Genomic DNA, 22,197 nt, shown 5'->3' with positions numbered 1-22,197 from the left:
ATCAACGCGATTCAAGCCAAAAGTATGAATTTACGCATTCTGCGTGCGGGATCCGATCGCCAGTGCAATGCCATAGCTTACTAACACCGCGAGACTCATTTTCAGCATCGTTTCTCCGCCGATACCGGCGAGAGGCGCTGCGATCCCGCCGAATAAAAACATCAGCATGCCCAGAATGGCTGACGCTGTGCCGGACTCCTTCGCGTCGACTGCGCTCATCGCTTCTGAACCCGCAATGGTGCTGATCCCGCTGTTAAATGCGACGGTGAAAAAGAGTGCAATCAGTGCCGGAACGGAAAGCTGCATCCACGCAAAGAGCAACGTCAGCCCCGCGCAGGTTACGGCCAACACCAGACCTATTTGCATTAACCCTTCCGCCGGGTGTCGGCGTGCCAGACGGGAGAAAATCAGCGCTGAGACGATCAGGCCGATACCGTTCACACCGAACAGCAGGCTGAACTGCATGGCGCTCAGGCCATACTCGTTTTGCATCACAAAGGAGGATGCCCCGATATAGGCGAACAGCCCCGCCAGCATGAAGGCCTGGATCAGGCAGTAGCGCATAAAGCGACGATTTTTAAGTACCGTCCTGGCGGTTTGCGTCAGCGATCCCCCGCCCTGTTTCTCTGTGAGGGACTCGCGGATAAAAAGCTGGCTGGCGATCAGCAGCGCCAGACCCGCCCCTGCCATTACCCAGAACAGCATCCGCCAGTCGAAATGCGACGCGATATAGCCACCGAGTACCGGGGACACCACGGGCGCGATGCCGTTGACCGTCATCAGTAGGGCAAAAAACTGCGTTAGCATCGTGCCATGATAGTTATCACGGGCGATAGAGCGGGCAAGTACGGAGCCGCCCGCCCCGGCAACGCCCTGCACAAATCGCCAGCCGATCAGGGCGTAAATATTCTGCGTGCTGGCACAAAGCACTGAAGCCAGTACAAACAGCAAAAGTGAGAACAGCAGCGGCGTTTTACGTCCGATGCGATCGCTTAGCGGGCCGAAAAAAAGTTGTCCCAGCCCCAGGCCAATCAGCGCCGAGGTAAGAGAAAGCTGCGTCAGCGTTGTGGAGGTGTTGAGCTGGGTGGCGATCTCCGGCAGCGCCGGAAGATAAAAATCGGAACACAGCGGCCCGATCGCCGTCAGCAGGCCAAGGATGGCCGCGAAAGAAAAAGAGAGTTTTGCCATAGGTATTTACTCTGATGGCCGGGCAACGTTGCGCCGCCCGGCAGTGATGTTACTGGATCCCGCCGCCCAGCGACTGCCACAGCGTGATGCGGTTTTCCAGGTCGGTTTGCTGCAAGGCAATCAGTGATTCCTGCGCCGACCACAGCGACCGCTGCGCGGTGAGCACCGTCAGATAATCGCCCGCGCCAGCCTTGTAACTGCGCGTCGCCACATCCAGCGTTTTTTGCTCCGCCGCCACGTATTCACGCTGGGCATCAAGCTGTTCACTCAACGTTTCGCGCCGGGCCAGCGCGTCGGCCACGTCCTTAAACGCGCTCTGGATGGTTTTCTCATAGGTCGCAATTAACCCTTTTTTCTCGGCTTCCGCATAGCGCAGCTGCGCCATATTGTTGCCGCCGCTGAACAGCGGCAGGGTGATGGACGGCGCAAACGACCAGACCTTCATCCCGTGGCTGAACAAGGACGACAGCGAATCGCTGCCGACGCCCGCGCTGGCGGTGAGCGAGATGGTCGGGAAGAAGTTGGCGCGCGCCGCGCCGATGTTGGCGTTAGCGCTCAGCAGGTTATGTTCCGCCTCCTGAATGTCCGGACGACGCAGCAGCGCGCTGGAGCTGACGCCCGCCGGGATCAGCGTGATGGCGTTGTCGCTCAGGCTCTCCAGCGTGCCGGGCAGCAGGTTCTCGGGCACCGTATCGCCCGCCAGCAGGTTGAGAGCGTTTTTGTCCTGCATCACCAGCGTCTGGTAGCTCGCCACGCTGGCGCGCGCCTGCTGGTAAACCGCCATCGCTTCACTGACGTCCGTTGCCGCTGCCACGCCCACTTCCTGCTGGCGCTTCACAATCTTGAGTGAGTTTGCGGCGCTCTCCAGGGTGGACTTCGCCAGCGCCAGATTGCTGTTATCCGCCGCCAGCGTCACCCAGGCCGTGGTCAGCTCGCTGACCATCGTCAGGCGCGTGTTCTGCGCGGTGAACTCGCTGGCAAGCCAGGTTTCACGCGCGGCGCGCGACAGGCTCTGGTTGCGGCCAAACAGATCCAGTTCGAAGCTGGAGACCGCGCCGTTGGCTTCGTCACTTGTCGCGACGCCGCTCGCCAGCGTGCGGCTGCGGGTGTGGCTCAGTTCCGCGTCCACCGTCGGGAACAGGGACGAGCGCGTTTCGCCATACTGGGCACGGGCGGCGTCGATATCCGCAATCGCTTTTTGCACGTCGCGGTTGCTGTTGAGCGCCATCGTCACCACGCTTTTCAACCGCGCATCATTCATCACCTGCTGCCACTGGCTCACCACGGCGTTGGCTTCGCCATGGGCGCCCGGCAACGTCGCCGGGACGGGGGCGTCCGGGCGCTGATACGTGGGATCTAATGACACACAGCCCGCGCTCAGCAGCGCTAACGTTAATACGGTTACACGAAACATTATGACCTCCGGTTTGCGTGCTTACCGGAGAACAGACGTTTCACCAGTACAAAGAATAAAGGAACAAAGAAGATGGCCAGCAGCGTCGCGGCCAGCGTCCCGCCGATAATGCCGGTACCGATCGCCACGCGGCTGTTGGCCCCGGCGCCGGTGGCAATCGCCAGCGGCGTCACGCCTGCGATAAACGCCAGCGAGGTCATGATGATCGGACGCAGACGCGTCTGGGCGGCCCGCAGGGCGGCGCGCGTCAGGGAGTAGCCTTCGGCCACTTTGGCTTCGGCAAACTCGACAATCAGAATGGCGTTCTTCGACGACAGACCGATGGTGGTCAGCAGCGCCACCTGGAAATAGACGTCGTTGTTCAGGCCGCGCAGGGAGGCGGCAACCGCCGCACCCAGCACCCCTAGCGGGATCACCATGATGACCGAAATCGGCACCGACCAGCTCTCATACAGCGCCGCCAGGCACAGGAACACCACCAGGATCGAGAGGGCATAGAGGCTCATCGCCTGACCGCTCGCCAGTTTTTCCTGCAACGACAAACCGCTCCATGCCCAGGTGCTGCCGGACGGCAGGTTATTCGCCAGCTGCTCCATTTTGCTCATCGCCGTACCGGAGCTGGCGCCGCTGGCGTTTTCGCCCTGAATCTCATACGCCGCCGAGCCGTTGTAGCGCACCAGGCTTTCCGGGCCATACTCCCAGCGGGTGGTGGCGAAGGCGGAGAACGGGGTCATGGTGCTGTCGCTGCCGCGCACATACCATTTGTTAAGATCCGATGGCACCGCGCGATAGTCGCTGTCGCCCTGGATGTAGACCTTTTTCACGCGGCCACGGTCAATGAAGTCGTTCACGTAGGTGCCGCCCCAGGCGCTGGAGAGGGTGTCGGTAACATCGCTCAGGGAGAGCCCCAGCGACACGGCTTTGTTGTTATCGATATCCACCTGAAGCTGCGGCATCTGCGGCAGATCGTTGGCGCGCACGGCGTGCAGCGAGTTGTCCTGGTTGGCTTCACCAATCAGCTGGTTACGCAGTTTCAGCAGCGCGTCGCGGTCGGTGCCGCCGCTGGCCATCAGCTCAAAGGTAAAGCCGTTGCTCTGGCCTAAACCATCCACCGCCGGGGGCGTCATGGCGAAAATTGTGGCATCCCGAATGGTGCTCAGCTCCTGCGTGGCGCGCAGGGCAATGGCCTGGGCGGTATTCTCATCGCCTTTGCGCTCTGACCAGTTTTTCAGGGAGACGAACGCCATCCCGGCGTTCTGGCCGCTGCCGCTGAAGCTGAAGCCTTCAATGGTGAAGATCACGTCGGTATTGGCTTTCTCTTTGGTGAGGAACCACTCGCGTACCTGGCGGCTTACCTCGGCGGTACGCACCGCGGTTGCGCCGGCGGGCAGGGTGTACTGCACCATGATTTCACCCTGGTCTTCGGTTGGCAGGAAGCTGCCCGGCAGTTTTAGCATGGCGAACCCCATCGCGCCGCAGAGCAGGGCGTAGATCACCAGCATGCCACCGGAACGGCGCAGGGCGCGCAGCACCTTGTTCTGATAGCCGTGCTCGGTCTTACTGTAGAAGCGGTTAAACGCGCCGAAGAAGCCCTTTTTGTGCGGAGCGGTGTGATTCAGGATCGAGCCGCACAGCGCGGGCGTCAGGGTCAGCGCCACCACCACGGAGAGGAACATCGCCGAAATAATGGTGACCGAGAACTGGCGGTAAATGACCCCGGTAGAGCCGCCGAAGAAGGCCATCGGCAGGAATACCGCAGAGAGCACCAGCGCAATGGCGATCAGCGCGCCGGAAATTTCGCCCATCGATTTTTCGGTCGCTTCCCGGGCGGGCAGCCCTTCGTCGCGCATAATACGCTCGACGTTTTCCACCACCACGATGGCGTCATCCACCAAAAGCCCTATCGCCAGCACCATCGCAAACAGCGTCAGGGTGTTGATGGAGTAACCGAACAGCGCCAACACGCCGAAGGTGCCCAGCAGCACCACCGGCACCGCCAGCGCCGGGATCAGCGTCGCACGGATGTTTTGCAGGAACAGGTACATCACCACCACCACGAGGATAATGGCTTCGAACAGGGTCTGAATCACGTCCTCAACGGAGATTTTGATGAACTCGGTGCTGTCTTTCGGATAGGCCACGTCGTAGCCTTCCGGCATCGACTTTTTGAACTCGGCAATCTTGTCTTTTACCGCCGTGGCGGTGTTAAGCGCGTTGGCGCCCGGCGAGAGCATCACCGCCATACCCGCCGCCGGGTGGCCGTTCAGCTTCGCGGTGGCGGTGTAATCTTCGCTGCCCATCTCCACGCGCGCGACGTCGCTGATGCGCACCACCGCACCGTTGGACTGGCTCTTGACGATGATCTTTTTGAACTCATCGACCGTTTGCAGACGCGACTGAGCGCGGACGGTGGCGGTCAGCTGTTGGGCGTTCGACGAGGGCAGCGCGCCGATTTTACCGGCGGAAACCTGCACGTTCTGCGCTTCAATCGCGCTCTGCACGTCGGAGGGCATCAGCGAGTACGACGCCAGCTTCGCCGGGTCGAGCCAGATGCGCATCGCGTATTCTGCACCGAACACCTGTAGGCTACCGACGCCATCCACGCGCGCCAGCGGATCCTGCATATTACTCACCAGCCAGTCGGCGATATCCGAGCTGCTGGCGGTGTCGGTTTTGTCATATACGCCCATGATCAGCAGGAAGTTGCTCTGGGATTTTTCGACGGTGATCCCGGACTGCTGCACCTCGGTCGGCAGGCGCGATTCCGCCTGCTGGACTTTGTTCTGCACCTGTACCTGAGCGGTGTCCGGATCGGTTCCCTGTTCAAACGTGACGTTAATACTCACCGACCCGTCCGAGCTGCTGGTGGAGGTGAAGTAGAGCAGGTTATCCAGCCCGGTGAGCTGCTGCTCGATCACCTGCGTCACGCTGTTTTCCAGCGTCTGTGCGGAGGCACCGGTATAGGTGGCGGAGATTTTGATCGACGGCGGAGCCACGTCCGGGTACTGCGCAACGGGCAGCGTGCGGATCGCCAGCATTCCGGCGAGCATGATGAGAATGGCGATAACCCAGGCAAAGACCGGGCGACGCACGAAGAAACGGGAAAACATCAGGCGTTTCCTCCGTTGGTTTTCATCTCTTCAGCTTTCACTTCCTGCCCGGCGGTGACTTTATCGGTGCCTTCCACAATCAGCTTATCGCCCGCCTTCAAACCGCTCAGCACCAGCCATTTGTCGCCGTAGGTGTCGCCCGTCTCCAGCTGACGCTGTTCGACCTTGTTGCTGGCGTTCACCACCAGCGCGGTGGCGGTGCCTTTGGCGTCGCGGGTGATGCCCTGCTGCGGGGCGAGGATCGCGTCATTCATGATGCCTTCATCCACTCTGGCGCGGACGAACATGCCCGGCAGAAGCTGATGCTGCGGGTTCGGGAAGACGGCGCGCAGGGTGACTGAGCCGGTAGACTCATCCACCGCCACTTCGGTCAGCGCCAGGCGGCCTTTTTCGCTGTAGCTGCTGCCGTCTTCGAGAATCAACGACACGTTCAGCGTATCGCTGTTGCTGGCGAGGGTTTGCTTGCGTAAACGCAGCAGATCGGCGCTGGAACGGGTTAAATCGACGTACATACTGTCCAGCCCGCGAATGGTGGCCAGCGCGGTATCCTGCTGGGCGGTCACCAGCGCGCCGGGGGTCACAGAGGAGATGCCGATACGTCCGGCAATCGGCGCGGTGACGGTGGTCCAGTTGAGGTTAATGCGGGCGCTTTCCAGCGCGGCTTTCTTTGACTCGACGCTGGCCTTGTCCTGCGCGCAGGTGGACTTCGCGTCTTCCGCATCCTGACGTGATACGCCGTCGTCCTTCACCAGCTGCGCATAACGCCGGGCTTTCTGGCAGTCGGCCTGCACCAGCGCCTGTGCCTGTTTCAGTGCGGCGGCGGCTTCATCATACGCGGCGCGGTAGCTGGAAGGATCGATCTGATACAGCGCCTGCCCGGCCTTGACCGTATCGCCTTCGGTGAACAGGCGCTTCTGGATAATGCCACCTACCTGGGGGCGCACTTCGGCGCTCATTGCGGCGGCGGTGCGGCCGGTCAGCTCGCTGACGACGGACACCGGCTGGCTCATGAGGGTGACAATCCCCACTTCCGGAAGAGGACGTTGAGGAGCAGATGTTTGCGCATTATCGCACCCTGTCAGGAGGAGTAATGCCGCGATGGAGGTTGTTATGGTTTTCATAATCTTTTTCCAGGGTGAACGAAGCCTGCCCTGTTAATCGCTTAACAGGGAGGAGGGCTAATTAAAAGCACAGCGATCCCGCATCTCTGGCTGAGCCAGAAATGAAAAAAGGGAAATTACTTATTTCCGCTAATTATTCACATGCGATTACTTCGCAGAGAAAATCATATTTAAAATATTCTGGTATATAGGCTCTAATTGTTCTGATGGTACTTTTAAAGGCGTGAGTCGACGGTAAATCGTGCCTTCGATCATCACGGCGGTAATCTCCACGCAGCAGCGAATATGCTCATCGCTCAGGTGAGGGAACTGCTTTTTCAGGTGCTCACAGGCATTGGCGAACATGCGGGCTTCGGCTTCGATCAGCATGTTTGCCACCAGCGGATTGCGCGTGGCCTCTGCGGACATTTCGAGCATCAGCGCGTCATCGTCTTCGTTAAGCGTCTGGCGCCAGGCAAGCGCCTGCGGCATCCCTTCAACCAGGGTTTTGCCCTGCATCTCTTCAATACGTGAGTCGATAATGCGCCGGATCATCTCTTCAATAATCGCGTCTTTGTTACTGAAATAGCGATAGATTTGTCCGACGCTGAGCCTGGCTTCGCTGGCGATCTGCGACATGCTGGCAGCGTGAAATCCACTGGCGCGAAAGCAGCGGCGCGAGGCGGTAATGATTTCGTCCTGCCGCAGTTTTTGTCGTTCTTCCAGCTTTGTACTCATTGTCGGCTACCGTAAAAAGTGAGAATGATCGTTCTCATTATACGTTTTCGGAGACTATTGGAAAGGTTTTTTTTATTTACATATTGAATGAATATTTCCAGGTATAAACAATGGAGAAAATAAGGAGTTTTTATGAAGGTTAAGCTGTGAGATATTCAGATTGCGCTGAAAATAAGGAGAGAATTATGCATCTGAGCATTACAGATAATGTCACAGCCGAAGAAAAAGAAGAATTATTAACGGGGCTAAGAGCCTATAACGCGCAGTTTTTAGATCTGTCGACGTTTGGCGGCGATATTGGCGTATATATGCGAGACGACAATGGCGTCATGCTGGGCGGGTTAATCGGCGTACGGAAAGGCGACTGGCTGAACATCGACTATCTGTGGGTCAGCGACAGCGTGCGGGGAACGGGCGTGGGAAGCCAGCTTATCAAAACGGCTGAAGAGGAGGCTCGTCGCAAAGGCTGTCGTCACGCGCTGGTGGATACGGTCAGCTTCCAGGCGCGCCCGTTCTATGAAAAGCAGGGTTATCAGGTGCAGATGTCCTTGCAGGATTACCCTTATCAGGGAATGCAGAGACATTATCTGTCCAAAAATCTTTAACCGCCTATCCCGGTGCCTATCACGGCTAACACGTGGCGCACCACGATCTCCGGCGAGAGGGCGCTAAGCCTCTCGTCATTGCGCATGCGGGAGAACGGCACCAGCACCAGGCTCAGCAGCGTAGTGAACAGCAGTTCGGGGGCCAGCGCCGGATTCAGCTTTCCTTCCTGCTGCCAGCTTTTGATGGTTGCCAGCGTGGTGTGATATTTCTCATCGCCAAAGCGTGCCTGCAAATGGGTGCGCAGTACCGGCATCTCGCCAATCACCTCCTGCATCCACAGCGGGGCAAACCAGCGATACTTTTCCGCCAGTTCGGCCAGCACCCTGACCATTTCCGTCAGGGCATCCACCGGCGAATCCCGGTTGTCGGCGAAAATCGCCCCGATCCGCTCGCGTAACGGCAGGAAGCGCTCCTCAATCATCGCATCCAGCAACTGTTCTCTGGAGTTGAAGTAGTAGTGCAGCATGGCGGGCGTCACGCCTGCTTCGCGGGCGATGGCGTTCAACGACGTATTGGCGATCCCCTGGCGGGAAAAGAGGTTCAGGGCGATATCCAGCAGCTGTTCACGGCTGGCGGTAACGCGCTTGCCGCCGCGTGGCCGACCGGGGCGGCGGGGTTCAGAATTGTCCTTTTGTGCTGGCATGGTCACCGTATCTCTTGATCTTATTCATCACTTCCACAAATATTAATTATACGATTAATTAATTTCAAGTGATGTCTTATGGAGTCCGACGTAATGACTCAACCTGCGAAAAAGGCGCCGTCGATTAAGCTGCTGTTCAGCGCACTCCTGCTGGTGATGCTGCTCTCGGCGCTGGATCAGACCATTGTCTCCACCGCGCTGCCGACCATCGTCGGTGAGCTGGGCGGGCTGGATAAGCTCTCGTGGGTGGTAACGGCCTATATCCTCAGTTCGACCATCGTGGTGCCGCTGTACGGCAAATTCGGCGATCTGTTTGGCCGAAAAATCGTTCTGCAAATCGCGATTGTGCTGTTTCTTGTAGGGTCCGCGCTGTGCGGTCTGGCGCAGAACATGACCCAGCTGGTGCTGATGCGCGCCCTGCAAGGGCTGGGGGGCGGCGGTCTGATGGTGATCAGCATGGCTGCCGTGGCGGACGTGATCCCGCCTGCCGATCGGGGTCGCTATCAGGGGTTGTTTGGCGGCGTGTTTGGCCTGGCGACGGTGATAGGGCCGCTGATCGGCGGGTTTATCGTTCAGCACGCATCCTGGCGCTGGATTTTCTACATCAACCTGCCGCTGGGGCTGTTTGCCCTGCTGGTGATTGGCGCGGTTTTCCACGGCAGCGCGCGGCGCAGCAAGCATGAGATTGACTACCTGGGGGCGATTTACCTCAGCATGGCGTTGCTGTGCATCATTCTGTTTACCACCGAGGGCGGGACGATCCGCCAATGGAGCGACCCGCAGCTGTGGTGCATTCTGGCCTTCGGCCTGACGGGGATCGCCGGGTTTATCTACGAAGAGCGGCTGGCGTGGGAGCCGATTATCCCGCTGTCGCTCTTCCGCGACCGCAGCTTCCTGCTCTGTAGCCTGATCGGTTTTATTATCGGCATGTCGCTGTTTGGCTCCGTCACTTTCCTGCCGCTCTATTTACAGGTGGTAAAAGACGCCACGCCGACGCAGGCCGGTTTGCAGCTGATCCCCCTGATGGGGGGGCTGTTGCTCACCTCCATTATCAGCGGGCGCATCATCAGCCGTACCGGGAAATATCGTCTGTTCCCGATCCTCGGCACGCTGCTCGGCGTGGTGGGGATGGTATTACTGACGCGCATTTCAATCACCTCCCCAACCTGGCAGCTGTACCTGTTTACCGGCGTGCTGGGCATGGGGCTGGGACTGGTGATGCAGGTGCTGGTGCTGGCGGTGCAGAACAGCGTGTCAGCCGATCAATACGGCGTCGCGACGTCTGGGGTGACGCTGTTCCGTTCCATTGGCGGGGCGATTGGCGTTGCGCTGTTTGGCGCGGTGTTCACCCATATTCTGCAATCAGGCCTGATCGACAGGCTGCCGGAAGGGGCGGAACTGCCGCGCGAACTTAATCCCGTTGCCATACACCATCTGCCTGATGCCCTGCGTCTGGACTATCTGGATGCGTTCGGCTCGGCGATCCATGCGGTATTCATGCTGGCGGCGGGGATTATGGTGCTGGCGTTTGTGCTGTCGTGGTTTTTGCGCGAAGCGCCGCTGCGTCGGCAGGCGTGAGGGAAGCAGTTCTGCTTGCGCCTGGACTACCGTAGCCTGATGCCCATCGCCCGGTGGCGCTACGCTTACCGGGCCTACACTTCGCCCGTTACGTAGGCCGGGTAAGCGCAGCGCCACCCGGCAACAGGCCGCATATAACTTAACCGTCTTACTGATTCCTTTTCGTTTTTTAGCCTGCCGTCTCGTTGTCGATATAGTCTTCAAAACGTCTATCAAAAGGAACTGTCTCGTGAAACTTCGATTGGGTGCGCTTCTCCTGACTGGCCTGCTGCTCGCGGGCTGTGATCAGGGCGGCAATGATGCCAGACACATTAAAGTCGGCGTGATCAATGGCGCTGAGCAGGACGTGGCGGAAGTCGCCAAAAAGGTGGCAAAGGAGAAATACGGTCTGGATGTTGAGCTGGTGGGCTTTAGCGGCTCGCTGCTACCCAACGATGCCACCAACCAGGGCGAACTGGACGCCAACGTCTTCCAGCATCGCCCGTTCCTCGCAGAAGATAACAAGGCGCACAATTACAAGCTGGTCGCCGTGGCCAATACCTTCGTCTTCCCCATGGCGGGTTACTCCCGAAAGATTAAATCGGTCTCTGAGCTGAAGGACGGCGCAACCATTGCGATTCCAAACGATCCCACCAACCTTGGCCGCGCGCTGTTGCTGCTGCAAAAAGAGAAGCTGATTACCCTTAAACCGGATGTTGGGCTGCTGCCAACGGCGCTGGATATTACCGCGAACCCGAAAAACTTACAGATTATGGAGCTGGAAGGGGCGCAGCTGCCGCGCGTGCTGGACGATCCGAAAGTGGATGTGGCCATCATCAGTACCACCTATCTCCAGCAAACGGGGCTTTCTCCGGTACACGACAGCGTCTTTATCGAAGACAAAAACTCACCCTACGTGAATATTGTGGTCACGCGTGAAGAGAACAAAGACGCCGAAAACGTGAAGGAATTTATCCAGTCCTATCAGTCGCCGGAAGTGGCGAAAGCGGCGGAGACCATTTTTAACGGTGGCGCGGTGCCGGGCTGGTAAGCCCCGGTAAAAAGGCCAGCGCTCCGCTGGCCGTCAAAGCGTTACGCGGGCATCGGTTCGGCTTTCGGGCCACAGAAAACCCTGACCAGACTGTGCGCCGGACGCGCGGGCGCGCGCCAGATCCCGCGAGTTTTCGATGCCTTCTATAAGAATTGATTGCGCGATACCTGCCCTGACCTCCTGTACAAACGGGGCAAGCGGCGCGCGCTCGCGCAGCGCTGAGCGGTCAATTTTCACCCCATCCAGCGGCAGCGCAAGCCGCGCGAACGCCTCCGCCAACTCCCGGGTTAAATCGTCCAGCCAGATTTGCCATCCCGCCTCTTTTAACCGAACAAGCGTGGCATGAAGGCGACGTTGCTCATCCTCGCTCAGCCGTGTGATGGTGAGGGGATCCTGAATTTCAATCGTTAACCGCTGCTGATGGCGTAACGCCAGCAACAACCGGATAGCGCGTTCGTTGAGAAGGTGTTCTGCCGGAAGGTTTAGCCAGTAAGCGTCCCGGGCGGGTATCTGTAACAGGGTGTTGGCCTGCCAGAAGAAGATTTGCAGCGCGCTGCGCGAGGGCAGCGAGGCAAACAGCACCTCAAGATTGACGTTATGGATCTCCACGAGAACTTCATGCGCGAACACCTGGCCCGAATGAAGATCGACAAGAGGCTGGAATCGCAGCCCTGAGATACGTTGCAACAAGGGAGAGGGAAGAACGGTATACATGGAACAGCCTTCAGGAAATGAAAAAAGGTTCCCGCGGACACGGGAACAAAAGGCAAACGACACACGGTCAAATTCTTAATTCAGGATCCAGCGAATGCTCTGGTAAAACGAGGGGCCACGCACGGCCTTAAGCTTGTTCATGGCGTTGTTCTTATAAAAGTAAACCAGCCTGACGTTACACCCCAGCTGACGGGCGATTTGCTTGGTTTTGAGATTACAGGAATAGCCGCGCAATACGCTGGCCTCCTCGCTGGACAACCTCGCCGGGGTGCGTAAGCGGGTCGTCATGCCTACGTTGTAACGGCCAGACTCTTGCGGCGTCTGGCTCATCAGTATTTGCCACAGCGCTTTGATATCCCCCAGGGAGACTCTTTTGCTGATGACTCCATCAACATGTTTGAATTTCAAATAGCCGGCGGATAACGAATAGATATAGATCTTCGCCGTCACTTGTTTCTGTTTAATACAGAGAATGTCGTCATTCGTCGTCACCCGGAAATGACGCGTATTCAACGGATCATAAATGATGATATCAAAGAGTTGTTCACTCATAGCAAGTTCTTCGATATGGGTAAATCCATGGAAAATAACGTCGTGTTTTTCATCAGGCTCACGCTTTCCAAGCGATTGCAGGCCAATCATCGTGAATTCGCAGCTGTCAACAACGGCAACGTGAATTGTTTTTTTATTTTGCATTGGCATTCTCCTTTCGCTGAGTAAACAGTCCATATAAGAGAAAATGGCGGTTCGCACTCTCTTATTAAAAGAATAGCGAGCACTTTTTTAAATAACGCGATGCGATGGCATCAATGTAAGCCAATACAAACCGTCGAGTAAAGCTGAAGCCAATTATTAGCGGAAGATAAAATTGAAAAATGGTTTTAATGGTATATGCAATTGTTTTAATCTTCTAATAATATTCATGCCAGATTTTTATTCTGTAAATGAGCGGATAATAAGCATCAGAAGGTTGATTAATGGGGTTAATCCACCGCCTTTTCAGTGATTTACTGCTGTTTCTGTAAGAAAAATTGTGATCGTGGCAGGGTTATCGACAGGGCTTTATCTGCGAGGGGAAACGGCGCGCAGAATAAAATAGAATTTTTTCTATGAATTTAATGTCCTTGTTCAGATTTTTAAGCCTGAGAAGGATAAAATCCTGGCGCGAAGAGGTTGTGAGTGGTGAGTACATAAACTATTATCATTTTCCTCCGGTCACGAGAATTTAGAAAAGACATGAATAATACTGAACGTATCGTAAGGGTAATGGTGTTTTACAAAATAAATATATTTAAAGAGATAATATTCCGGGCGCTCCAGGATCTTTTACCCGATTACGTACTGAACATTACTCAGGTCGATTCCACAGAACAGGCGCTGGCGGCGGTGGCGGATAATAACGTGGATGTTTTCTTCACTGAATTTAATTATCTGCTTAATCATAAAGAGTGGAGTGCGGAGGTCAGCAGCCGTTTTACATCTTTATGTAAAACCCATCACGTCAGGCGTGTTCTGTTGGTTCCCGAGCTGCCTTACGGGCTGTTAAAAAAAGTTCTGGAGATGAAATTTGAATTAACCATCAGTCAGCAGGATGAATTGACTGAACTGAAAAAGGAATTACCTGCGTTGCTCATGGCGGACGGGCAAAAACCGTCGATCTCTTCGTGGCTCAGGCGGGTAATGCGGTCCGGCTCCCGGGCGCGTTCCATCCTCTCGGCCAGAGAGTGGGAGGTGCTTCATCTTATCGTGGAAGGATTTTCAACGACGGAGATTGCCCGTCATCGAAACCGTTCGGTCAGTACCATTGCGACACAGAAACACAATGCAATGAAAAAGCTGAATCTTTCCAACCACAGCGAACTGATTAAGTATGTGCAAGCGGTTGGAAAGATGGAGGAATAGTTCACATCAGGGATAGATAATATTCAGCGTAGCCGATGTATTGATCTTACCCTGGCTCACCTGGGCGGGCGCCCACACGTAATAGTACGCCGCCATCGGAAGGGTGAAATGTTCGTCCAGCGCCGCGCCAGCCGCCACGCTGAAAATCATCGTGGCGTTGCCACGGCTGGTGGTTGAGGTAGAGAAGGTCACCGGCGTTTGCGGGGCGTCACGTTTTATCAGGCGGAGCCCCACGCCCTGCGCCGCGCTACTGCTGCTGTCGATCAGCACCGAGCTGTCGGTTGAGAGCAGCTGCGTGCTGGACAGAAACATCTCAATTGCCCGATCGGAATTGCCATTAACCCCGACGTTCTGACAGCTCATGTTCAGTGAAAAAGGCGTCAGCCCCGGCTGTGAGGATGCACTGAGCTGGGGAATGCCGAGCGTCGGCAGCGCCACGGTCAGCCCCGCATTATCAAAGGAACAGGTAGTCAGTTTCGGCGCGTATTTGATGATCATCGGCTGACCAAACATATCGCGGTTGTCGTAAGGCCACTTGAACCCGCTGAATAACCACTGCGCTATCTTGATGACCTGATTGATTGGCCAGGTGATGATTTCCCAGATGGATAACCCGCTCATGTCGCTGACGAACAGAACGTCGCTCATGTTCGCCGTATCCCCCGTCAGGGTGGTACCGCTCTGGTTAACGAGGGTGAAGCGAACCGTAAACGGTGTGTTCAGCTCAGACGCCGTATGGCTACCGCTGGCAGACAGGGTTTTATTGGCCGGGGGATCGGTGATCTCCGCCCGCACCATATACTTGTTATTGCTGAACCCGAGGATGGTCGCGTATTTGCTGTCGGTCGAGAGGATCGGCGTGTAAGAAAATTCACTGTTACCCGTCGTACAGTTGAACGAGCCGCTGTACTGGGTGCTGAAGCTGCCGGTCCATGTGGGCGTGGCCGGGCTCAGCTTATCCGATAAATCAATGGTAATCGGTGTGCCATAAACGATGCTGCTGCCGGAGCAGGTGGCATAGCTCATCCCGCTAATGCTGGTGAGGAGCAGGAACATGAATGATCGTAACATTTTGATAATCCGTAATTAATGGCAAACCGACGAGGGGCTGTTCAGCCCCCAGGCCGGGGAGGAGATTTCGCACTTTCCGCCGCGGAGATGCACGTTGAGCGCGCGTGGCGGCTGTTCAGCACGGATATACAGTACGCTGGCCTGGCCGACATACCCGACAGATCCACCGTGTTCATCCAGCACTTCGGTGCCAAACGGCAGCGGTTTGCCGTCGGTGCGCGTCGCATGAAGTACCCATGACTGGCGCTTATCGGTTTCGAAGCGGATATAACTCACCGCCCCGTCGTAAGGAGCCACGTTAGCCATATTGCCGATCACCTCCGCGCCAGCGCTATTTTCCGTTTCGGTTAACGTAATGGCGTTTTTGCGATACGGGGTGGCGTAAGGCACCAGCGCTACGCCATCGCGGTTCGTCATAATGCTTTCATCGCCGTTCACCATCAGCCCCTCCGCCTTTGGCGCATCGACGATAGTCATGGTTGTGCCGGTTTCGTTTGAGGCGAGAACGTGCCACGGGTAGGCCACCAGGCTTCCGCGCCCGCTGAGCCCGGTCTGGCGGTAGTCGGAGGATTCGCTGTAAGAGCCACCGAGTGTCGCGAAGTTCGAACGGTACGCGGCGTTAACGCTTGCCGCATTTTTACCCCCACGCGCATTACTGCCGGAGAGGGTATAGCTCAGGCGGTTCGACGCCAGCGCGTTCCCGCTCATGCTGATATTGCTCTGTTCGTAATGCGAATCGCTGGCCGTCAGGCTGGAGGTGATCCACGCATTATTATCAAACAGCGAGAACGGCAGGCTGAGGGAGAGGTAAAGGCGCGTCTCTTCTTCACTGTCCCTGTTCCGTACCCGGCTGGCCGACAGGGTATAGCTGGCGCGGCCGATGGCGTTGGAATAGCCCATCTGATATTCGCGCGTGGTTTGCTGTGAGTTCCAGTAATCGCGCTGTGTGCCGGAGACAAACACCGTGCCCCAGTTATTGAGCAGGCGCTGATTAAGGTTAAGCGTAAAGGTATTCTTGGGCTGCGCCGCGCGCAGGGCGTCCCAGGTGCTTAGCGACATGTCGGGCGCAACGCCAAACCGATCTTCATAGTCGTCGTACTGCGCTCTCAGGCGCTGATACCCTTCGCGCGAATAGAGCGCATCGCTGAAGCTGTAATAGCCTTTAGTGGAATAGCGATAGGCCGCCAGGGTGAAGTTGGTGGCGGTGGTATCGATAAATTTGCTGTACGACACGCGATAACTCTGACCGCTGCTGGTGCGATCCTGTAGGGTGGTTTTGGCGTGGGTGACATCAAACGAAACCGCGCCAAAAGGAAGGTTCCACCCGGTACCGACAAGCCCGGCCTGGTAGTTATCGCTAATAATCGTCCCGGTATACCCGGTGATGAGGTTATTAAACCCGTAGCGCAGCGTGGCCTGCATGAATGCGGGTTCGGCATCGAGCGTGTTCTGATGCACTTTACCCGCCACTACGCTGTACTGGCTCACCCCTTCTTTTAGCATCCCGGGCACGGCGGAAAACGGCACCGTGAAGGACTGCTGTGAACCGTCCGCTTCACGCACCACCACCAGCAAATCGCCCGCGGACCCGGTAGGCTGAATGCTGTCGAGGGTAAACTGGCCCGGCGGCACGTTCTCCTGATAGATCACGTTGCCATTCTGGATAACTTTCACCAGGGCGTTCGTCCTTGCCACGCCGTGAACCACCGGTGAAAAACCCTGCTGTGAATTTGGGCGCATCTTCATATCCGACGCCAGCGACACGCCGCGCACGCGCAGGGAATCAAACAGATCGCCAGGAATATAAAAGTCACCCAGCGTCAGGTTGGATTTCAGCGAGGCCAGGGGACGGCGCAGGTAGCGGGTATTATTCTGCCAGCTACTCTCTCCGCTGGCGGTTTTCCGCCAGGCGCTGCTGTCGCGAAACTGCCAGCCGAACAGGTTGGCGCCGGAATCCAGCCCGGCATAAAAATCATCATTTGTGTCTTTCGCAGTGCCTTTCGCGCGGGTGTTGTACCAGGTCGTGTTCCACGAGAGCATCAGCGCCGGTATCCCCTCGTCCCAGAACTGGGGGGCAATGTAACCTTCTTCAGTACGCTGCACGGCCGCCTGCGGAACGGTAAGCGCCAGACTCAGGGTGCTGGTATCGGTTTTGACTTCACCGCCCTGAACCAGATCGCGCAGCTGGACCTGCCCGTGCGCAATGGCGGGCGCAGGCACGGACGTGGTGTTGATGCCCAGCGACCGGGCATCTTTCCAGGCAAGGCGGATGTCGTCACGCTGTTCGCCGTAGATGACGGTATAACGTCCCTTCCAGCTGCCGTTTACGTAGATATCCATCTCCTGACTGCCGGCAGGCATGGCGTTGTTTTCGGAAAAGCGAGACAAATCGGACTCACCGGATGCGCCAGCAAGCAGGGAGGGATCAAACGAGACGGCCCCTGATTTATGCGAAAGCAGAAGCGTGCAGACTGCCAGCAGACAGAGTCTGTTTTGTTTCATTTTCATGGTGAGTCTTTCCGATCACTGACTGGTGAAAGTCCGGGTTTTATACGCGCCAAGATCGTCCACATACATCAGCTGGAAGGTCTGTCCGCGCTTAACCGTATTTTTGGCGGCGACCGTCAGCTGCCCAAACGGGGAAACCATCGGGGACTCCTGGAGCAATTTCGTTTTACCCAGCGAAATATTGGCGACCGTAATATGGAACGGACTGTTATTTGTAATGCGAAAGCGATCGCCGTCGGCGGCGAGCGTCAGTTTCGCCACCGCGTCATCCAGCGTGCCTTTCAGCGCAGCGGGCCGATAAAAAAGTTTGATACGGGATTTAATCGCCAGCTGAACGGTATTCTGGTTTTGCAGATTTTCAGGTCTGGGCGGAATGTCGAGGACATTCAGGAAAAAGACGGATTCGCGATCCGCAGGCAAGCTGGACGGCAGCTTTTTAATACGAAGCTGTTGACCATTATGTTCGTTAACCTTTATCACCGGCGGCGACAACAGAAACGGCACATTGGCTGTTTCCGGCGTGGAATTAATATCACCGTCATCTATCCAGGATTGTACCAGAGCCGGCGCATCGCCCGTATTCATTAACTGGACGATCACCTCTTTGTTATTTTCAGGATAAAGGACACGGGTGCCATTAATGACAATATTGGCCCATGAGTGACCCGTGCTTAGCAGTAAGCCTGCCAGCAAAATTGCCTTGCGCATGATTGCAACCTTAAATACAGGCTCTGCGAAAACAGAGCCTGAATAATCACTATTACAGGTAGGAAATGGTATACGTTACGTTGGAGCTTAACTCGCCCACGGTGGCGGCAGCGGCGTTTGTTTTATAGTAATAAACGTCCAGCGTCAGCGTTTCGGAATCTGGCGCGGTCGCTGTACCCATAATATTTGTCGTGTAAGGCTGGTTCAGGGTAATAGGCGTAGACGAACCTGGCTCCACTAACGCAAAGCCGACATTACGTGCCACGCTGGCATCGCTTTCGTTCACGCTGTTATTCAGCAGGTATTTACCGTCAGTGGAAATATTATCCGCGCTGGAGAAATAAACTTTCAGCGGGGTACCGGTCGTTCCGGCTGCTGGTGAGCAACCAGAGAATGTCAGCGCAATAGATTTTTTATTTCGGGTGATCAGGCCAACCGTGGTGCCCGCATCTTTTACCGAAATAGGGGAAAGCGCAACGGTAAAGTCCGCGCTTTTACCGCCGTTAATGGTACAGGTTGTATCGGTAATAGCGCCGGTAAAGTTAATGATACCACCCGCCGAATTGTCTGCGGCCACTGCGCTGGTAGAGGCAATAGCGGCGGCCAGCAGTGATACGGTCATGATCGATTTGAACATGATAAACTCCATGAAGATTTGTGTTATTTAAAATGAATGTTAATCGGCTACACATGTCCCTGATGTACCGGCTAGACGCATGGCGACTCGGGAGAATGCTTTGACGATATTATGTTGCACTAAAAAAGTACATAGCAAAACATTATTCCAACAACTTCTAAAGTTTAAGATTATAATCTTGTCAGTATGTTTTTTTTAATGTTTTAACCTAAATGCGTTGGTTCGAAGATTTTTATTAATGCTTTAATAATCGTTAATTAATGAAGCTTTATGAATTCATCTCTCAATTAATATCACGCGACTTGACCACACAAACTTTAGACTTATTATTGCCTGGCAAATGCACAAAAATTTAACAATGGCGTAATAATAATATGAAGTATCTCATTGATCTTACAATGCTTTATGAAGTCGACACCGGTATGATCATGATTAATGGAGAGGAAGAGTCATCCATTAAGTTATCTAACCAGGCGGGTCGTCTGCTTTATGAACTTATCATCAATAATGGTAAAACACTCGACAGAGACGACCTGATAAAGAAGGTCTGGGAGGATCATGGTTTCTCTGGTTCTTCGGTGAGTCTGAATGTTGCCATAAGTGAAATCAGAAAAGCATTTCGTACATTAGGCTGCGACCCTTTACTGATAAAAACGATACGTGGCAAGGGATTTAGCCTTGCCGCGCATATTGAACACCACACGGTCAGGCCGCCGGTTATTTCAACGCTTAGCGAAGAATCTGCCTCTGAAGCATTCGATACGCTAGCGCATAAGAAAGATGCCGATCCGCCTAAACAAATAATATCGCTGCACAGACTCTTTATTTCTCTCTGCACGTTATTACTGATTATTGTTACCGGCACCGCTGTTTTACTGTTGCACCAGCGGGATTCCTATGCCGAGAGCCTGAAAGATTCTGATATGCATCTGCTCGGTAAAGTGGACAGGTGTACGATATACCTGATCGATAAGAATATGTATCAGCCGCGACAGCACTACTTTAATCACGTAAAAGAGGTCATCGCCAGTCAACATATCGACTGTCAACATCAGGTTGCAGATGCTTACTATTCCAGGTTTAAAAAGTCGCAGATAGAAAATTATTTCCTGGCCATCTGTTATCAGCAGGACAGTATCGACGATTATAAGAACTGCATTTCTTACAGAAGCCTGACCGGGAGTTAAAATATGTCAAGGACTAAAATGAGTGTACTGTTCAGTATCGTACTGGCGCTGTCTGTCATCGCGTTGTTATGGGTCTATTTTACCAGAACGCAGGATGAGGGGTTTGGCTGCCAGTCAGATACCATTTCCTGGAAAACCTATTCCACGGGTGAGTCAACCGATATGTCGCTAACCACGCTTTTCCTGTTTAACAACAAAGATGTTGTGACGGTTATTCATAAAGGCGTACTCAAGAAAGAGGGCAAAAGCTACCTGATTGACAGAAATTACACGCTCAGCGTGGAAAAGGTCGACGGCAGCAATATCTTTTATATTAAGGATAAAAAGCTGAATAAATCTGAAGATGATGCGGCGCCGGATGGCGTTGTAAACGAAATGTTACTTGATAATATCAACTTCTTCTATATTACCAGCGTAAAAAAACATGCGTGGTTAATTAAGGGGCTGGTGTTGCCTGTAATGATGTGTGTGGCTGTCCCGACGTCCTGATATTTCTCTTTATTGAAAAATCGATATTTATCTATTGCTCGGGAAATTGAGTAATTTACTCAATACGTAACAATAAGATACGAGAAATTTATTTATATTTTTATTGTTACTCTCCGTCGAGTGAATTTTTCTGTATTGCCTCGTTATTTTGCGGCTGTCTATACTCCGCCTCGAAAAAGGGGCTCCCCTTTTTATACACGTGGATTCTTTTTTGAAGGACTAAATAAATGAACAAACTGAACGCTATCGTTCTGGGCTCCCTGCTGTCTGTTTCTGCCCTGAGCGCAGTTAATGCAGCTGAAACCACGGCTTCTGCCACCTGGCAGGCAACCGCGACCAAAGACAGCGAATCCGATCTGGTTGTTACGCCAACGCGTGCTTTGAACTTCGTTTACAGCGCCAATACCAAATCTTTCAACACCGATACCGGTCTGTTTGATGTGGCTATCCGTGGCGATCACTCTACGGCGACCAGCTTCAAACTCGAAGCTATCCTCGACGATTCAAACAACACGCTGTTCAGCGTGGGTGGTGAAGCGACCAAGCTGAAAGTGGGTGCGCGTTGGGGCGGTAACGACCTGGGCTCTATCGGTGGCACCGTGGGGGCGAAATCGACCGCATGGACCACGCTGGTTGATTCTTCTTCTAACACCGGCGTCTCTTCTGGCCTGTGGAACCTGACCACCAGCGCAGGCGCGGCGGCAGATACCGAAATTACCGGCCAGGACAAATTCGTCTTCTACGTTGACTCCGCTCAGGACAACGCGGGTACTGCGAAAGAGTTCAAAGACCTGACCAACAGCCTGTGGGAAGGGACCGTGTCTGTTGCGTTCCGCGCAACCTGGGGCTAAGGCCTGATCGATCCAGGGGCGCAAGCCCCTGTTTAGGGAAATAGCATGTTTAACCTCAAATCCACCTTCTTATTTTTATTATTTATCTCTTCCTCCGCGCTGGCCATTAATGTGGGAAAAGTCACCACCATTATTTCTGCGGATGCTGACTCCACCGCCAAGGAAATAAAAAACGAAGCAGACAGCGTGCGTATTGTTTCTGTTCGCGCACAGCGGATCAGCAGCCCAATGGATGAAGGGATCGTCATTAATCCGGAGAAAGTGGACGAACTGTTGCTGACGCCCACGCGCATGGTAATGCCCGCCGGTACCAGCAATATCGTCAAATTTTACTATCACGGGAACGCCGATAACAAAGAGCGTTACTACCGCATTACCTTCACGGATGAAGGGGTAAGCGAAGAGGTGGACAGCGGTTCGCCAAAAAACGGCACCGGGATGACGCGTGCGGTGGTGAGCACCATTCTGGTGGTTCAGCCCCGGGATAAGAAGATTGATTTCGTCTATGTGGCGGGAAAAATAACCAATAAAGGGAACACCTCGTTTCGCGTCAATGCGACCGGGACCTGCCTGAAGCCGAATCCGGAATCCCCCGGCACGCCGTGTAGCAAAAACTTCTACCTGATGCCAGAGACCTCGCGCGCTATCGAGGATATCAACGTTACGGATAACCATTTTCATCTCGGAATATGGGACCTGAAAAAGTTCATTCCTGTTAAGTAA

General features: G+C 54.9%; 20 protein-coding genes. 8 read left to right on the top strand and 12 right to left on the bottom strand.

The genetic code is table 11. The annotated features are described in order from the left end of the window. Positions 1 to 30: 30 nt before the first annotated feature. The 5 genes from H2Z33_RS07520 to H2Z33_RS07500 all read right to left on the bottom strand — a co-directional run bounded on the left by H2Z33_RS07520 (position 31) and on the right by H2Z33_RS07500 (position 7,550). Complete coding sequence (locus tag H2Z33_RS07520; protein WP_032646699.1) at positions 31 to 1,188, bottom strand: multidrug effflux MFS transporter; 1,158 nt, start codon at positions 1,186 to 1,188, stop codon at positions 31 to 33. A 49-nt stretch (positions 1,189 to 1,237) separates the two neighbouring features. After that, positions 1,238 to 2,602, bottom strand: coding sequence for an efflux transporter outer membrane subunit (locus H2Z33_RS07515; protein WP_017694001.1), 1,365 nt, complete (start codon positions 2,600 to 2,602; stop codon positions 1,238 to 1,240). After that, positions 2,602 to 5,712 carry an efflux RND transporter permease subunit gene (locus H2Z33_RS07510; RefSeq protein ID WP_017383666.1) on the bottom strand — a complete coding sequence of 1,037 codons (3,111 nt, stop codon included), beginning with the start codon at positions 5,710 to 5,712 and terminating at the stop codon, positions 2,602 to 2,604. Before H2Z33_RS07510 ends, H2Z33_RS07515 begins: the two co-directional genes overlap by 1 nt. Beyond that, positions 5,712 to 6,833 carry an efflux RND transporter periplasmic adaptor subunit gene (locus H2Z33_RS07505; protein WP_017383665.1) on the bottom strand — a complete coding sequence of 374 codons (1,122 nt, stop codon included), beginning with the start codon at positions 6,831 to 6,833 and terminating at the stop codon, positions 5,712 to 5,714. The genes H2Z33_RS07510 and H2Z33_RS07505 overlap by 1 nt, the downstream gene beginning before the upstream one ends. Positions 6,834 to 6,980: 147 nt before the next feature. Further along, entirely contained in the window at positions 6,981 to 7,550 is a 570-nt protein-coding gene (locus H2Z33_RS07500) for a TetR/AcrR family transcriptional regulator (RefSeq protein WP_063135329.1), read from the bottom strand. Between the two features lie 185 nt (positions 7,551 to 7,735). Here H2Z33_RS07500 and H2Z33_RS07495 point away from each other — a divergent pair, with 185 nt between their 5' ends. Next, complete coding sequence (locus H2Z33_RS07495) at positions 7,736 to 8,155, top strand: GNAT family N-acetyltransferase (protein ID WP_017383664.1); 420 nt, start codon at positions 7,736 to 7,738, stop codon at positions 8,153 to 8,155. Here H2Z33_RS07495 and H2Z33_RS07490 read toward each other — a convergent pair. Further along, positions 8,152 to 8,799, bottom strand: a complete 648-nt coding sequence (locus tag H2Z33_RS07490) for a TetR/AcrR family transcriptional regulator (RefSeq protein WP_006812486.1) — start codon at positions 8,797 to 8,799, stop codon at positions 8,152 to 8,154. The two genes, H2Z33_RS07495 and H2Z33_RS07490, sit on opposite strands and share 4 nt — an antisense overlap. Positions 8,800 to 8,877: 78 nt before the next feature. Here H2Z33_RS07490 and H2Z33_RS07485 point away from each other — a divergent pair, with 78 nt between their 5' ends. Beyond that, positions 8,878 to 10,377, top strand: coding sequence for an MDR family MFS transporter (locus H2Z33_RS07485; RefSeq protein WP_015570095.1), 1,500 nt, complete (start codon positions 8,878 to 8,880; stop codon positions 10,375 to 10,377). Between the two features lie 229 nt (positions 10,378 to 10,606). Continuing rightward, positions 10,607 to 11,407: a lipoprotein NlpA gene (nlpA, locus tag H2Z33_RS07480; RefSeq protein ID WP_020480549.1), complete on the top strand. Its 801-nt coding sequence runs from the start codon at positions 10,607 to 10,609 to the stop codon at positions 11,405 to 11,407. A gap of 33 nt (positions 11,408 to 11,440) precedes the next feature. Here the strand turns inward: nlpA and H2Z33_RS07475 are convergent, their stop codons facing one another. After that, the gene (locus H2Z33_RS07475) at positions 11,441 to 12,121 is read right to left on the bottom strand and encodes an EAL domain-containing protein (RefSeq protein WP_015570094.1); all 681 of its coding nucleotides are present in this window, start codon (positions 12,119 to 12,121) and stop codon (positions 11,441 to 11,443) included. A 75-nt stretch (positions 12,122 to 12,196) separates the two neighbouring features. Then, positions 12,197 to 12,817 (bottom strand): LuxR C-terminal-related transcriptional regulator, encoded by a 621-nt coding sequence (locus H2Z33_RS07470; RefSeq protein WP_015570093.1) that lies wholly within the window; start codon positions 12,815 to 12,817, stop codon positions 12,197 to 12,199. Positions 12,818 to 13,387: 570 nt separating this feature from the next. Between H2Z33_RS07470 and H2Z33_RS07465 the strand changes: the two genes are divergently transcribed. Beyond that, on the top strand, positions 13,388 to 14,023 hold the full coding sequence (locus tag H2Z33_RS07465; RefSeq protein WP_015570092.1) for a LuxR C-terminal-related transcriptional regulator: 636 nt from the start codon (positions 13,388 to 13,390) through the stop codon (positions 14,021 to 14,023). 6 nt (positions 14,024 to 14,029) lie between these two features. Here H2Z33_RS07465 and H2Z33_RS07460 read toward each other — a convergent pair whose 3' ends face one another. The 4 genes from H2Z33_RS07460 to H2Z33_RS07445 are packed head-to-tail and all read right to left on the bottom strand — an operon-like array spanning position 14,030 to position 18,947. Beyond that, complete coding sequence (locus tag H2Z33_RS07460; protein WP_032103777.1) at positions 14,030 to 15,094, bottom strand: fimbrial protein; 1,065 nt, start codon at positions 15,092 to 15,094, stop codon at positions 14,030 to 14,032. Positions 15,095 to 15,109: 15 nt separating this feature from the next. Next, complete coding sequence (locus H2Z33_RS07455) at positions 15,110 to 17,602, bottom strand: fimbria/pilus outer membrane usher protein (protein ID WP_017383658.1); 2,493 nt, start codon at positions 17,600 to 17,602, stop codon at positions 15,110 to 15,112. A 15-nt stretch (positions 17,603 to 17,617) separates the two neighbouring features. Beyond that, positions 17,618 to 18,310: a molecular chaperone gene (locus tag H2Z33_RS07450; protein ID WP_015570089.1), complete on the bottom strand. Its 693-nt coding sequence runs from the start codon at positions 18,308 to 18,310 to the stop codon at positions 17,618 to 17,620. A 52-nt stretch (positions 18,311 to 18,362) separates the two neighbouring features. Then, the gene (locus H2Z33_RS07445) at positions 18,363 to 18,947 is read right to left on the bottom strand and encodes a fimbrial protein (RefSeq protein WP_017383657.1); all 585 of its coding nucleotides are present in this window, start codon (positions 18,945 to 18,947) and stop codon (positions 18,363 to 18,365) included. A gap of 374 nt (positions 18,948 to 19,321) precedes the next feature. Here H2Z33_RS07445 and H2Z33_RS07440 point away from each other — a divergent pair, with 374 nt between their 5' ends. The 4 genes from H2Z33_RS07440 (at position 19,322) to H2Z33_RS07425 (ending at position 22,197) form a co-directional block, all read left to right on the top strand. Beyond that, positions 19,322 to 20,134, top strand: coding sequence for a winged helix-turn-helix domain-containing protein (locus tag H2Z33_RS07440; RefSeq protein ID WP_015570087.1), 813 nt, complete (start codon positions 19,322 to 19,324; stop codon positions 20,132 to 20,134). An 18-nt stretch (positions 20,135 to 20,152) separates the two neighbouring features. Continuing rightward, entirely contained in the window at positions 20,153 to 20,623 is a 471-nt protein-coding gene (locus H2Z33_RS07435) for a hypothetical protein (RefSeq protein WP_017383656.1), read from the top strand. A 227-nt stretch (positions 20,624 to 20,850) separates the two neighbouring features. Further along, entirely contained in the window at positions 20,851 to 21,474 is a 624-nt protein-coding gene (locus H2Z33_RS07430; protein ID WP_003860995.1) for a common pilus major fimbrillin subunit EcpA, read from the top strand. A 45-nt stretch (positions 21,475 to 21,519) separates the two neighbouring features. After that, entirely contained in the window at positions 21,520 to 22,197 is a 678-nt protein-coding gene (locus H2Z33_RS07425; protein WP_063135328.1) for a pilus assembly protein, read from the top strand.

The sequence above is a fragment of the Enterobacter sp. YSU genome (genome assembly GCF_016082135.1).
In the GTDB taxonomy this organism is placed as follows: Bacteria; Pseudomonadota; Gammaproteobacteria; order Enterobacterales; family Enterobacteriaceae; genus Enterobacter; species Enterobacter hormaechei_C.
The sequence above is the reverse complement of the archived record's forward strand: the minus strand, read 5'-3'. Positions and strand labels throughout refer to the sequence as shown.